Source organism: Plectonema radiosum NIES-515 (assembly GCF_025753815.1).
In the GTDB taxonomy this organism is placed as follows: Bacteria; Cyanobacteriota; Cyanobacteriia; order Cyanobacteriales; family Nostocaceae; genus Hassallia; species Hassallia radiosum_A.
This window is the reverse complement of sequence record NZ_JAOWRF010000151.1, coordinates 18,553-32,050: the sequence shown is the minus strand read 5'-3', so window position 1 is coordinate 32,050 and position 13,498 is coordinate 18,553. Positions and strand designations below refer to the sequence as shown.

The 13,498-nt window shown below is 38.8% G+C and carries 14 protein-coding genes; 8 read left to right on the top strand and 6 right to left on the bottom strand.

The annotated features are described in order from the left end of the window. The first annotated feature begins 50 nt into the window (after window positions 1–50). Window positions 51–590: a hypothetical protein gene (locus tag OGM63_RS09930; RefSeq protein WP_263745351.1), complete on the top strand. Its 540-nt coding sequence runs from the start codon at window positions 51–53 to the stop codon at window positions 588–590. Window positions 591–869: 279 nt separating this feature from the next. Here OGM63_RS09930 and OGM63_RS09925 read toward each other — a convergent pair whose 3' ends face one another. Continuing rightward, window positions 870–2,846 carry a serine/threonine protein kinase gene (locus OGM63_RS09925; RefSeq protein ID WP_263745350.1) on the bottom strand — a complete coding sequence of 659 codons (1,977 nt, stop codon included), beginning with the start codon at window positions 2,844–2,846 and terminating at the stop codon, window positions 870–872. Between the two features lie 160 nt (window positions 2,847–3,006). On the opposite strand from OGM63_RS09925, the gene OGM63_RS09920 reads away from it, so the two are divergent. After that, a complete protein-coding gene (locus tag OGM63_RS09920) occupies window positions 3,007–3,492 on the top strand; it encodes a hypothetical protein (RefSeq protein WP_263745349.1) in 486 nt (161 codons plus the stop codon). A gap of 352 nt (window positions 3,493–3,844) precedes the next feature. On the opposite strand, the gene OGM63_RS09915 is transcribed toward OGM63_RS09920, so the two are convergent. Then, on the bottom strand, window positions 3,845–4,789 hold the full coding sequence (locus OGM63_RS09915; RefSeq protein ID WP_263745348.1) for a DNA cytosine methyltransferase: 945 nt from the start codon (window positions 4,787–4,789) through the stop codon (window positions 3,845–3,847). Window positions 4,790–5,605: 816 nt separating this feature from the next. Here OGM63_RS09915 and OGM63_RS09910 point away from each other — a divergent pair. Continuing rightward, window positions 5,606–7,021, top strand: coding sequence for a DUF2252 domain-containing protein (locus tag OGM63_RS09910; RefSeq protein ID WP_263745347.1), 1,416 nt, complete (start codon window positions 5,606–5,608; stop codon window positions 7,019–7,021). A gap of 83 nt (window positions 7,022–7,104) precedes the next feature. Here the strand turns inward: OGM63_RS09910 and OGM63_RS09905 are convergent, their stop codons facing one another. Then, window positions 7,105–7,416: a hypothetical protein gene (locus tag OGM63_RS09905; protein WP_263745346.1), complete on the bottom strand. Its 312-nt coding sequence runs from the start codon at window positions 7,414–7,416 to the stop codon at window positions 7,105–7,107. A gap of 136 nt (window positions 7,417–7,552) precedes the next feature. Here OGM63_RS09905 and OGM63_RS09900 point away from each other — a divergent pair, with 136 nt between their 5' ends. The 5 genes from OGM63_RS09900 to OGM63_RS09880 all read left to right on the top strand — a co-directional run bounded on the left by OGM63_RS09900 (window position 7,553) and on the right by OGM63_RS09880 (window position 12,171). Then, entirely contained in the window at window positions 7,553–8,146 is a 594-nt protein-coding gene (locus OGM63_RS09900; protein WP_263745345.1) for a hypothetical protein, read from the top strand. A gap of 120 nt (window positions 8,147–8,266) precedes the next feature. Beyond that, complete coding sequence (locus OGM63_RS09895) at window positions 8,267–10,024, top strand: OmpA family protein (RefSeq protein WP_263745344.1); 1,758 nt, start codon at window positions 8,267–8,269, stop codon at window positions 10,022–10,024. Between the two features lie 13 nt (window positions 10,025–10,037). Further along, complete coding sequence (locus tag OGM63_RS09890; RefSeq protein WP_263745343.1) at window positions 10,038–10,535, top strand: Rab family GTPase; 498 nt, start codon at window positions 10,038–10,040, stop codon at window positions 10,533–10,535. After that, complete coding sequence (locus tag OGM63_RS09885; RefSeq protein WP_263745342.1) at window positions 10,536–10,910, top strand: hypothetical protein; 375 nt, start codon at window positions 10,536–10,538, stop codon at window positions 10,908–10,910. A gap of 130 nt (window positions 10,911–11,040) precedes the next feature. Next, a complete protein-coding gene (locus OGM63_RS09880) occupies window positions 11,041–12,171 on the top strand; it encodes a sensor histidine kinase (RefSeq protein WP_263745341.1) in 1,131 nt (376 codons plus the stop codon). 188 nt (window positions 12,172–12,359) lie between these two features. Here the strand turns inward: OGM63_RS09880 and OGM63_RS09875 are convergent, their stop codons facing one another. From OGM63_RS09875 to OGM63_RS09865, 3 genes are read right to left on the bottom strand one after another with little or no spacing between them, the layout of a single operon-like run. Then, window positions 12,360–12,563 (bottom strand): chlorophyll a/b-binding protein, encoded by a 204-nt coding sequence (locus OGM63_RS09875; RefSeq protein ID WP_263745340.1) that lies wholly within the window; start codon window positions 12,561–12,563, stop codon window positions 12,360–12,362. Window positions 12,564–12,606: 43 nt separating this feature from the next. Next, window positions 12,607–12,810: a chlorophyll a/b-binding protein gene (locus tag OGM63_RS09870; protein WP_263745339.1), complete on the bottom strand. Its 204-nt coding sequence runs from the start codon at window positions 12,808–12,810 to the stop codon at window positions 12,607–12,609. Between the two features lie 52 nt (window positions 12,811–12,862). Next, window positions 12,863–13,066, bottom strand: coding sequence for a chlorophyll a/b-binding protein (locus tag OGM63_RS09865; protein ID WP_263745338.1), 204 nt, complete (start codon window positions 13,064–13,066; stop codon window positions 12,863–12,865). Window positions 13,067–13,498 lie beyond the last annotated feature (432 nt).

Genomic DNA, 13,498 nt, shown 5'->3' with positions numbered 1-13,498 from the left:
ATTGTTGAGGCTTTTACTTATCAGCTTAAATATTAAAGTTTCCACTCCCAATGCAAAAAACTAAGTTTATTAGCTTAATTATCACGAGTGCAGTGCTATTATCTACCTTCATTTTGGAGGGAAAAATTGCCCAAGCAGTGCCTCGTCCCGTTCCTATGCAGAGAGCTAAATGTGTTAGCAGTGGACTTGGCACTTACCGTGAGCAAAATCTTGATGTTTCTATCGGCAAAGCAGTTTATACAAGTCAGTTTTATTTAGGAGCAGGCAACCGCTCGGCTTCGTTAACTTGTAAAATTAAACCAGATAATCGCCCAGAATCTGCTTTTCAAACTCTCAATTTGGGATTTGGAATACGTGACAATGATACAACAACTCCAAATGTGGTAGTTAAGGTTTACTTAGATGGTCAACAAGCTGAAAGCCGAACTGTAATTGCAACACAGCTAGTTTCATTATCACTTGATGTGAGCAATGTTAGTAACGTTGCGATCGAGGCTGTTTGCTCTCGCTCAAACCAATATTGCGATAGAGTTTACTTTTATAAGGCTGATTTAGAACGCAAAATTGCCTCTCCACAACCGAGAAAGTAAATTTGTTGTTTGTTAGGAGTTAGGAGTTAGGAGTTAGGAGTTAGGAGTTTGGAGTTAGGAGTTAGGAGTTTGGAGTTTGGAGTTAGGAGTTAGGAGTTAGGAGTTAGGAGTTAGGAGTTAGGAGTTAAGAGTTAGTGCTTAAGAGTTAGGAGTATAGACGCGAAATTTCGCGTTTTTACAGGAGTTAGTAGCACTTTTTAACAACTAACTACCAACAACTAACTACCAACAACTAACTACCAACAACTAACTACCAACAACTAACTACCAACAATTAACCTAAAAAGCATTTTCACTTCTTTTCGTTGTAGTTTCACTATCTATATTGTCCGATTCTTCAGTAGAGAGGTTCCTCTGGAACGTCTCTACTTGATGTATGCGATGATTTTGAGGATGGGGTTTACCTATTTTTGGCAATTCCTGTTTTGCTAAATTATCGGCTGCTTGCTTAAATAATGGGTCTATTTTTTCTCGCCAATATTGAATATTTGGCAACTTTTCTGGATGGTCTTTATAAGCTAAAACTTTATCCCATTGACCGTTATCAAGTGCTTGATTGATTTCATTAGATAAAGCTTCGGCTTTTGCCCAATCTTGCTGCCATTGGGTGACTGTTTCTGCTGTTTGGTTCCAAGTGGAAGAAGCATTTGCCGGCAGAGATTTGAGTAGTGCGATCGCTCCCCCTAAATCTCCATTATCATACTTCTCTCTTGCTTGTTCTACAACTTGAGAATTGTTTTCTTTCGCAGTTGATTTATCTAATTTTCCATCAGCAGTGAATGGTTCAGCACGAAATGGATCTGGTTTTTCTAACTTTAGCAATTCTGGTAATTCTTGCTTTGGCAATGAAGTTGCAGCAACTGGTTTTGGTATGATTTGGGGAATCGGTCGAGCCGCAATTAAATCACTATCATTTACTGTCTTAATAGCAATACTTTTGTCTCGCAAACAAGATACCCATTGTTCTGAATTAGCTATTACATGAGAGTTTGCCCAAGCAGACTTGCCAGAATCAAGTTTAACTTGCACCCAACCGAGTTTTGTCCGCTTGCCAGTTACCTCAAAACTAGTGTTCTCGCTAAGTGTTTGTACAATATTATCAGAATTAATTGCACTCGGCTCAGAACGAATATTAGAATTACCTGTAACAACAGCCTCGCAGATATTTGCGGAAGCCGCACCATTACTAGCAAAATTCAAACCGAGATTTTTCGCACTTCCAACTAGATTAGTCGCAACAGCAGCTGCACCACCTGCCAATAATGCGGCAATGACTAGCGGCAATAAGTCGGGTCTGTTATCTTTACGGGCTGGTTTTGCCGTATGATTTGCTGGTGCTAGGGCGATCGTCTGCTGCCCAGACATTTGAGAAGTTGGTTTGATTGTTTGGTAGTTGCTAGCAGTTTTCGCGTATTCTTGAGGCTTTGCGGGTACAGAAGAAAGCAATTGCAATGATAGCAGTGCTTGCATGACGCTGTTATAGCGGTCTTTGAAGTGATAGCGCACCATCTTGCTTAAGACTACCACCAATTCTGGACTTACAGGTGCTAAGTGTTGCCAAATAATTTCACCTGTATCGGGGTCTTCTTGAAAATCCATTGGCTCTACTCCCGTCAGGGCTTGAATTGCGATGATACCTAAAGAGTAGATATCACTATTGGGACGGGGTTTGCCTTGTCCTTGTTCTGTGGGCATATAACCGGGAGTGCCAATCGCTACTGTAGCGGTGGTTTGCCCAGCAAAAGTGAGATTAGGCGATCGCAGTTGTTTAACGGCTCCAAAGTCTACTAAAACTAATTTATGATCACAAGTACGACGAATAATATTATCTGGCTTGATATCGCGGTGAATTACGCCTTCACGGTGGACAAATTCTAAGATGTTCAAAACTTCTAGCAACATCTGAATGACTTCGCTTTCACTCCAACGCTGACTCGGTACAAGTTCTTCGCTGAGGGTATGTCCTTCAATAAATTCTTGGACTAAATAAAATTCTTTATTTTCGTCAAAGTATGCTAATAGTCTGGGTATTTGGTCATGATTCCCCAGTTTTTCTAAAGTTTCCGCTTCTGATTGAAACAAGCGCTTGGCAGTTTCAAAAACTTTCGGATCTGAGTTTGCCCCTTTGAGGTGCTTGACAACGCAGATGGGGTTGCCCGGACGCCTAGTATCTTGGGCAATGTATGTTTCCCCAAATCCCCCCGTCGCAAGGACTCTAACTACCTGATAACGATGGTCTAACAGCTTGCCGATCATATTCCCTCCCCAGTTTTAACACCCATTTTCCGGATGGTAATAAATATCTCCAAGTTTTCTTTGATGAAATCCGCTATCTTGAGAAAAGATTTAGGCAGAAAACACAATTTTTTCACAAAAACGTTGTTAATTTTTATTTCAATATTGCTTTGAATTTACCATGCTACCTAGAATAACTAATTCACAGACGTGGCAGCAGGCTGAACTTCTGATGCAACCTGCTTTCATTCGCGTTGTTGATAACATTCGCAAGCAACTGGATGAATCTGCTTGGAAGGGAACTTACAAGGATGTATTGGTTTGGGCTGCTGAGACAAGTGACGAAACTAAAGCGATCGTTACCCAGCTGTTGCAAGAAATGGAAGGGGCAACACCGGAACAAAGCGATTTAATCAGACAGTCTCTTGCCAATTTACCAACGCCCCATCCAGGATATCATCTATGTTTGCAGCGTCAAGATCAACATGTGACGGTTGATTTGTGGGAACTGTGTTATCAAGTGTGTTTTCTTGACTACGGCACAGGTGATAAGTCAGTAAATATCGACACTGATTTGATTGATGAAACGGGTGATGTAAATTGGCTGCCCTTGGAAGCGAAGACTAAGGAGTTAGTTGAGCAAGTGTTTGCAAGTTTACCAGAGTAGTAATATAGTGCCCTGACGAAGGTCATTCGCGGCTACACAAACGAAGCCCACCTGCGTGGGCTAATATGATGACAGGCTTATTACATATATTGTAGAGACGTTCCGCGCCCTACGTCTTTACGAGGGTTACGAAGGTCATTCGCGGCGTTGTGCGATCGCGAGCTTACCTGCGTGGGCTAATATCATGACAGGCTTATTACATATATTGTAGAGACGTAGGGCGCGGAATGTCTTTACGAGGGTTACGATGTTTTTATTAGTATTAATTAACCGGACATGATATTAAGAGACGATCGCTTTGTGTCTCAGGTAGTAAGGGCTTCAGCCCTTAATTTGAGCGGTAAACCGCTCACTACGTATGAACGAGGACATTTTGCTGCATATACTCATAAAGGCATTTAGCAACATACTCAGCTAATTTGACGGGAACTGCATTACCGATCATTTGTTCTAAGTCAGTTTTGCAACTTTCAAAAATAAAATTAGGTGGAAATGTTTGTATATAGCTGCGTTCAATAGTAGTTAAAGGTCGTAATTGCGGCGTTAGGGGTGCAGCATCACCAGGATGGATTTTATAATTTTTAGGAATCGGTCTATTAACACCTCTAATTGTCGGACTTGGTTCGTCAATACTAAATATTGCTCTTCTTTTATAGCTTCTCGGATGTCGATAATAATACTCAATGTCTAAATCGCTTAAGTATTCTCTAATTGTGGTCGATCGCGCTGCTAAATTAGCTTCTAAATAAGATTCTAAAATTTTATCTTCACCGTTAAATTCACCTAGACAAAAAAATCGTTTCCGCTTCTGTGGTACACCACACAAACTCGCATCTAATCTCTTCTCAGTGAGTCCGTATCCAGCTTGTTTAAAAATATCTCTAGCTATTTTATACTTGGCGCTTTTCGCTAACCTATCTACATTTTCCATGACAAACCATTTGGGTTTGACACTAGCGACTATTTCCGCAAATACAATAGTTAAATCACCTCTTCCTAAGTTTTCATCGCGTTTGCCAGCGCTAGAAAAATCTTGACATGGTGGACCGCCAATAATTATATCGGGATTGAGATTTTTGATAATGTCAAAATTATCTAAAGCGGCAATATCACATAATATGACATCGTGATGAAAGTTGTTTTGATAAACTTTGATAGCGGTTTTCCAGTTATCAAAGGCTGCAACTATTTGAAATCCGGCATTTTGAAATCCTAGAGATAAACCGCCACATCCGGCAAATAAATCTATGACTTTTAAGGATGAATGCAATTCTAATTTTTGATTTTCTTTCACCATCACATTTATATAGTCTTAATCAATAATATAGCCCTCAGAATGGAATTCTGGGGCTATACGAACGAAGCCCACCTGCGTGGGCTAAGAGGAAGCGTTTTCAGCTAGTCTGGGTTAGGGGAATTGTGTAGCCGGCTACTTGATTGTTTACATTGGCTTCCAACTATGCAAGGATGCTTTAATTGTGGTCAATTCATGTAAGTATTCATTTACAGCAATTTTCATCTATTTGAACCACACATCAAAAACCAAAACCTATGTAGAGACGTTACATGTAACGTCTCTACAATAAGGGTCTATTTACTCGAAAATTGCTGTAATTGTGCTTTTTGGATTTCAAGCATTTCACGAATGCGATCGCCTTCAACTTCCTTTGTCTCGCGTTCTTTCAGCAAGCGGTCAAAATCATCTTGAAACCTTTGAATATAGTCGTTGATTTGCGGCTCTGCATTTCCGAGGTTATAAATATGTTGAGGAAACTATAAAACTCATAAGCGGAAAAACCAGACCCAATTTTTCTCGCAAATATTTTCCACAGAGTTACCAATCTAGGACGCATCCACCCTGCCGATCCTTGTTCTAGCAGTTCATAAATTTGGCGAAGGTATTGTATATGGATAGCAATTAAGTTGAAGAAAAGACCCGCTGAGGTGCGATCGCACCCTCTCATATTCCTTTGTCATGAATAGTTGTTGCATTCTGCTTTAAGTCACTTTCTAAACCCTTCCTTAAGGTGGTAAAAGCAAGAATAGGATCGGGCAATTGTTTTTACACAATAGTCGCGATCGCCTCAATTTATTTCCAGCCTAAGGGACTGCCATGCTTAAAAAAATATCCGTAATCCTAGCCATCTTCACTTTGACTTTGGTTTTGACATTCAGCGCTCAAGCCGCAAGCAAGCGTTCGAGTTGGGTGGAGAATGAAATTTACCAATACAACCATTTGTTTGCCAGCCAGTTGCCTCAGGAACTAGCAACGAAAATGCAAAAAATGACGGTTAGTCCTTTTGCCTTTTATCGAGGGACAAATCATATCTTCTACCGCGATACTTTGACCTTACCAAGTTCTGGATTTGTTAATTCCTTTACATCAGCCATCTGGTTAGAGGGAGATATGCACATGCAAAATCTTGGGGGGATAAGGGATAGCAATGGTAACAACGTCTTTGATACCACCGACTTTGACGAAGGCTATCTCGGTCCTTATGTTTGGGACTTGCGACGGATGGCAGTCTCAATTCTTCTGGCAGCTAAACAAAACGGTTTAAACTCCAGCGATTCCCAAGATATAGTCCGGAATTTCCTGGATGCTTACCTGAACAAAATGAGCGACTTTAAGGGGACTAACGATGAATTGTCCTACCGTCTCGAATCTAGCAATACAAGCGGTATCGTGAAGGATTTAATTCAAACTACAGCAGGTAAAAGCCGCTCTAATTTTCTCAAAAAATACACGCAAATTAATACTAGTGGCAATCGAGTTTTTCAGACAACCCCTAAACTCCAGCCTGTATCCAGCAGCACCTCTAATGCCATTACTACTGCCATGAGCAGTTATATCACCTCAATTTCTAGCAGTAAGCGCTATAGCAATAGTTACTACACTCTGAAGGACATTCGCCTCAAATTAGGTTCAGGTACTGGTAGTCTTGGTAGGTATCGCTATTATTTGCTGATTGAAGGTTCAAGTTCAGCAAGCGATGACGATCAGATTTTAGAGATGAAGCAAGAAACCAGTAGCGCAGTTGCGATCGCGCAAGCGACTCCCCTAAGGAGTATCGCGCAAGCGACTCCCCTAGGGAGTATCGCACATCCTGGTCTTCACTATGGGAATCATCATGGGGCAAGGGTGACGACGGCGACCAAAGCGATGCTCTCCAACACTGACCCTTTAATTGGTTACACTACGGTTAGTGGCATCTCCTTCATGCTGCATGAAAAATCTCCTTATCAGGAGGACTTTGACTACACGTTGCTAACCACCAAGTCAAAATTTCTGGATGCGATGGCGTATGCAGGTAAGATTGTTGCCAAGAACCATGCAATCTCTGATCACGACTACAATGCTTCGATTGTTCCCTATAGCGTTGATAAAGAAGTAACCGACGTTGTTAGTAGCAATAAGTCTGCATTCAAAGATGAGATTGTCAACTTCGCAGTGAACTATACTACTCAAGTTGAGTATGACTACGCAAGCTTTGTAGACGCTTATAATCGAAAAGTGCCGCTTTATTAAAAATAATCAGTCCTAGAGTGCTTCTGACTGCCAATATAATAGACATCTCCAGAGTCATACGTAGAGACGTAGCACAGAATCGTCTAATCAAGGGTTTCGGGCAACGCATAATTAATTTCTACCAGACGTCTAATAGCAACGATAAAACAGCCTATTTGCAAAACTGTTTTATCGTCTCTATAAGATACTCGGTTCGATGCCCTTAATGTGCGTTGTAGACCGATGTAACCGAAACTCCTATTTTTTCCGATGATGCTTGATGTCTTGACAGAAAATACCAAAGATGTCCTATGGATTTCAGGCATTAAACCTTGATTTTTCGACACTTTTTCGGCGATATCTACGCTATTTATCAAAGTCGGAAACAACGTATTTTCCTGAATGCACAAGATCATAAATTTGTACAGTCTGTAAGTCCTAAATTATATGTAAATCATAGTGTAAAGATTATAAACATATTAGCTAGATGTGTGCTAAAACTCTAAAAGAAAAATATATTCAAAACTCAAAATAGATTAAAGGCTTAAAGGTATGAACCCCCACGAAGAATACATCGCTCAGAATAATTCCGAATCAACGCAAAAGTTGTCAATCCCAGATATTAACAAATCTCAATTTAATAATCTCAGCGAAATTAATAGCTTAGATAAAGTTAGAGATATTCTTGTCGGTAATCAGATGCGGGATGTCGAAAGAAAATTTGCCCGCTTAGAAGAACGTCTTCTTAAAGAGTGTACCAACTTACGAGATGAGACGAAAAAACGTTTAGATTCCTTAGAAAGCTATTTTAAAACAGAGATTGAGTCATTAGCCAAGCAGGTAAATAACGAGCAAGCAGAACGCGGTAAAGCATTGAAAACACTTGCCGAACAACATCAAAATATGACTGTCTCTTTAGAAAACAAACTTGCTCAATTTGATGAAAAAACTACTAATAATCAGCGGGAGATGCGAGAGCAGATTCTCAACCAATCAAAAAATTTACACGATGATATTCGCCAAAAATATGAAGAAATCTTAGCGGCTTTAGAACGGGATACTCAAGAACTTCGTCAAGACAAAACTGACCGTTCTGCCTTGGCACAGTTATTTACAGAATTAGCGATTCGACTAAACCAACAATAGACACCAGATGAACAAGATAAAAGTCAAAAAAAATAAGTTTTTTTGACTTGCTTTTTACTTTGTCAGTTATAACGACATCATAGAACTTAATTATCAATTATAAATTAGGGGATATTGGCAATGAGTGACTATTCCACAAATGAAATAGCAAAAGAATCCCCAAATAATGCCACCAGCGATGACCTAAGTGAACTTCGCAGTTTACTTCTTGGTCTTGAACCTACCAAAGTTAACAAACTTTATAAACTACTAGACGACGTTCAAGTCCAAGCTGAAGATATCAGTCGCTTGCTTCCAGAAGCGATTATCTTGCGGTCAATGCAAGATAAAAATCTGAGTGAAGCAATAGTATCGACCATCGAAGATGCGATTGAATACTCTGTTAAAAAAGATTTAAATATTCTTTCAGAAACGATTTTTCCCGTCATCGGACCAGCTACCCGCAAGGCTATGTCCACAGCTCTTGACGAGATGGTTCAATCTTTAAATCAAACTTTGGAACATAGCTTATCACCACAAAGCCTGAAATGGCGATTAGAAGCACAACGTACAGGAAAATCATTCGCGGAAATTGTGCTGCTTCGCACTATGGTTTACCGTGTAGAACAGATTTTTCTAATTCATAAAAAAACGGGATTGTTGCTGCAACATATTTTAGCACCACAAGTAGCCGCTCAAGATCCGGATTTGGTTTCCGCAATGTTGACCGCTATCCAAGATTTTATCAAAGACTCTTTCAGTGTGCAAAAAGGCGAATCGTTGCAAAGTTTGAGGTTTGGAGAACTGACTATTTGGATTGAAGAGGGACCCCAAGGGATATTAGCAGGAATTATTCGAGGGAGAGCGCGTCAAGAATTAAGGTTAGTTTTTCAAGAAGCAATAGAAAAAATTCACCTGAAGTTAAATAAAGAATTTGCGGAATTTGAAGGAGAAACAGAGCCTTTTCAAGCAAGTAAGCCTTATTTAGAAGCTTGTTTAGAAGTTCAATATAAATCTTCGCGCAAACAGAATTCTACTTATGCGTGGACATTTTTAGGTATAATAGCGATCGCATGCGGGATTTGGAGCTTTTTTACGATTAGAGATCAACTTCGCTGGGACGCTTATCTAGACAAACTTAACTCTCAACCAGGAATTGTAGTCACCAAAGCAAGTTCACGACACGGTAAATATTTCCTTTCAGGAATGCGTGATCCGTTAGCGGTAGATCCAAAAGCGCTAATGGAAGAAGTAAACATACCTCCCAAAAAAGTCATCAGTAACTGGGAACCTTACATGTCTTTACAACCACAATTTACCGCAAAAAGAGCCGCAGAATTACTTCAATCTCCAGAAACTGTATCATTAAATGTTGACGAAAATGGCATTCTTCATGCCACAGGTTCTGCTCCTCGGCAATGGATTTTGTCAGCACAAAAAATATGGCATTTTATTCCCGGAGTCACTCAATTTGAATACAATAATCTTTTAAATCCCGAATTCAAAAAACTCAATTCATATAAGAAGCAAATAGAAGAAAATATGCTCTTTTTTTTAGAAGGCACAGCAGAGCTTTTACCTGGTGAAGAGAATAAAATGCAGAATTTACTAGTAAAAATGCAAAAGCTACTGAATACTGCAAAATATCTGCATCAGGATGTACGTATTCAAATAATCGGACATGAGAATGCAGTTAAAAAAGAAAAAGACATAACATTTAGTCAAGCCCGTGCTAACAAAATCTTATCTTATATAACCGTTTCCGGAATTCATGCCAGCAATTTTCAAACCGTAGCAGTGGGTTTTAACCACCCATTAGACATAAAATCGATAAAACAAGAACAAAAATCTAATTCTAGGGTATCTTTCAAGGTATTTTTATCTGATAACCCTAAATAAGTGATCATTTTTTATGCTTCAAAAAAAAATATGTATGGTAGGTGCTTTTGCCACAGGTAAAACCAGTTTAGTCGCCAAATTCGTTTATAGCATATTTTCGGAAAACTATCAAAGTACTGTGGGTGTAAAAATTGACAAAAAGAAAGTGAATATTCAAGAGAAAGAGTTAAATTTTATTCTTTGGGATCTCTACGGTGAGGACGAATTTCAAAAGGTGCGACTGTCTTATTTACGGGGTTCATCTGGCTATTTATTGGTAGTAGATGGAACTCGACACAACACTCTTGAAAAAGCCTTTAGTCTGCAAACAAGAGTAGAAGAAACCATTGGAGAAGTTCCGTTTATTCTTGTACTTAACAAATCAGACCTGCTAGATGAATGGGAAATTGAAACGGCAGAAATCGATGCAATTATACAGCGTGGCTGGACTGTAATTCAAACCAGTGCTAAAACTGGTCTGGGTGTAGAAGAAATTTTTCAAACTCTTGCTAATCAAATATTGGAGGTATAGATGCTAGATGTCCCTCCTGCTGTTGTTGCTGATATTCTTACTTTCATGCTAGAACAACTTTCTTTGGCTTATCTTTTAGTAAACAAAGATGGTTGTTTGTCAGCTTCGGGGGGTAAGCTGGCAGTATACGGAGTTACGAATCTAGAAAAAGAGACTAATGTAGGAGAGCAAATTTTTTTTCTCGAAGGGTTACTGCCATTGGATGATTTTCCCTTATTTATACCTCGGATGAAAACTGAATATGGCATTTGTGCAGATGTCCATATCTTCCCGACAAAAGAAGGAGATTGGGTGCTGATGTTAGATGCTACGAAAGATGAACTACAACTCTCAGTTATTCAACAACAAGTAAATGACTCTAGCTTGTTTCAATAAAAATTATTAAAATTTTTTCATCAGTAATTTACACTTAATAGAGTAAGCGAAGCAATACATTTTAAGTTTTCCTGTCTGCAAATTTAATTTTAATAAATAAAAAGTTAATTTATTGTATTTAGTTAAAATTATGAGCCATTCTATTACGGCAGACGTTTTTGCCGCTTTGAAAATCTTAGTATTAGAAAGACTTAATGTAGGTTCTTTTAGAGTCACTGGAACTGTACCAAATTGGTTGGGGTCTTTTTGTCGTCGTCCTGTGATATCGGGGATGCAAATATTAATCCCTGAAGAAGAGTTTCTATTTTTAGAAAACTTTTTGATTGATGCGGAAGAATTCTGGCAAAGCAATAATGAAGATAAACTAAAATCAGGTTTATGGACTCAGATAGATTTAACTGGTCAAGAATATCACTTTGAAGCTTCAGCAATTTGTATAAATCATCAAAAAATCTTATTAATCGAATCATTAGATGGTGAATACAAAGAGATGCAATCTATTATCCAGAAAGCTAGAGAAAATGAATTAACTTATCAACAGTTCTTAAAAGAAAATCAAAAAAAAGAAGTTTTAATTCACTGCATTATACATGATATAGCAGGTCAATTAAGCGGGATTAATTGCTGCTTGGCATTGCTAGAATTTGAAAATTTGACACCAAAGGGCAAAGAACGTTTGGAAATTGGTCGAAAACAATCTGTGAAGCAAGAAATGTTGATTCGGCAAATATTAGATGCTTTTTTGGCAGAAGTACAGTCACTGGAAGCTTTTAGTGTTGATGTTGATAAAGCTCCAGATGCTTTGATTTCTACACAAGAACTTATCGAAATTTTAACTCCTACTTTTACGCTGAACAAAATGCGGTTACTGCTTGCTCCTAATGTTGACTTGACCGCAGACTGGAAGGTCGTTGGTGATAAATCGCGTTTGGATAGAGTGATTTCAAATCTGACAGAAAATGCTTTGCGTCACAGTCCTGGGGGGTCTGTTGTGACTATTGATTTGCAACAAGATGGGGAATATGTTCTCGTAATTGTCAACGATCAAGGTTCTGGTGTAGCACCGGAAATGGCACAAAATTTATTTCAAAAGTTTTCTCAAGGAAAAGATAGATCCGGTCGAGTCGGTTTGGGACTTTATTTTTGTCGGATTACTGTTGAACGTTGGGGAGGGGAGATTGGTTATTCACCTCGTCCGGAAGGTGGTTCGCGTTTTTGGCTTCGCTTGCCAAAAGTGGGAAGAGTTAGGAGAATGGAGTAGGAGTTGTAGAGTCTTTGAAATACGAAGTCTCTACAGGAGCAGCGGAGTTATATTATATCCGCACTTATTAATAGTAATAAATATACCTAAAAAGTCGTAGAGATGCCTCTGAGTGGAACCTCTCTACAATATGTGGGAAACCGATTATTAAATAAGGGCAGTAAAACCCTGCCCTAACCAAGTTACAATTAATAACCGACGATGTGCAATACATTACGAACGACGCTGTATCCAGCTAAATCCCAAGCTAAATAGGCAACAAAGCCAATCATTGCCAAGCGACCATTCCATAATTCGGCTTGAGGATTGAAGCCAAAAAGAAATGCGTTTCTGTCTGCACCGTTGTAAGCTTTAGCAACTGGTGGTAAGTCGGTAGAAGGACGATTTTGCATTGTTTTTCTCCTTAATCTGTGTATTTTTTGTGTTTTCTAATTTTTAGTAACCGACGATATGCAATACATCACGAACGACGCTGTATCCAGCTAAATCCCAAGCTAAATAGGCAACAAAGCCAATCATTGCCAAGCGACCATTCCATAATTCGGCTTGAGGATTGAAGCCAAAAAGAAATGCGTTTCTGTCTACACCGTTATATTCGGTAGCAACTGGTGGTAAGTCGGTAGAAGGACGATTTTGCATTGTTTTTCTCCTAAAAAAAGTAGTTTTTTCTGTATTTGTAGATATTTAATTTTTAGTAACCAATGAAATGTAGCACGTCACGAAGAACACTATATCCAGCTACATCCCAAAGTAAATAAGCAAGAAAACCAATCATCGCAAAACGACCGTTCCACAATTCAGCTTGAGGATTAAAGCCAAATAAAAAGGCATTGCGGTCTTTGCCGTTATATTCAGTCGCAATTGGTCGTAAATCAGTAGAAGGACGAGATTCCATTTTTATGTCCTGAACTTTTTGCTTGATAACTTTAATGTAGCTAGATATAACTAATATGTTTTCTGTCTATGGGCACAATGTCTGAATATTGTTTTGCACGAATAAATCCACCTTGAGAGGGTGATAAAATCGAAATTTGTAAATAAATGTTACAAACGGATAACAAAACCAGATTTAATTCAATATATTCGCTGTTAATATTTCATCAAAAATTAAATAATGGAATTATATTTCTGAGTCAGACTAATCAAATTATCTGCTACCAAAAGAAATGCAGATTATTCGTGTGCGATCGCTATCTGCATTCAGAAATTCTCAAAATTCTATCCAGCGCTGTAGACAAGATTCAAACCTGAGAGAGATGCTGATAACGCCTACATTCGACGATTCTGAGATTTACACCAGTTGGGTGATTTATTCTCACGTAATCTT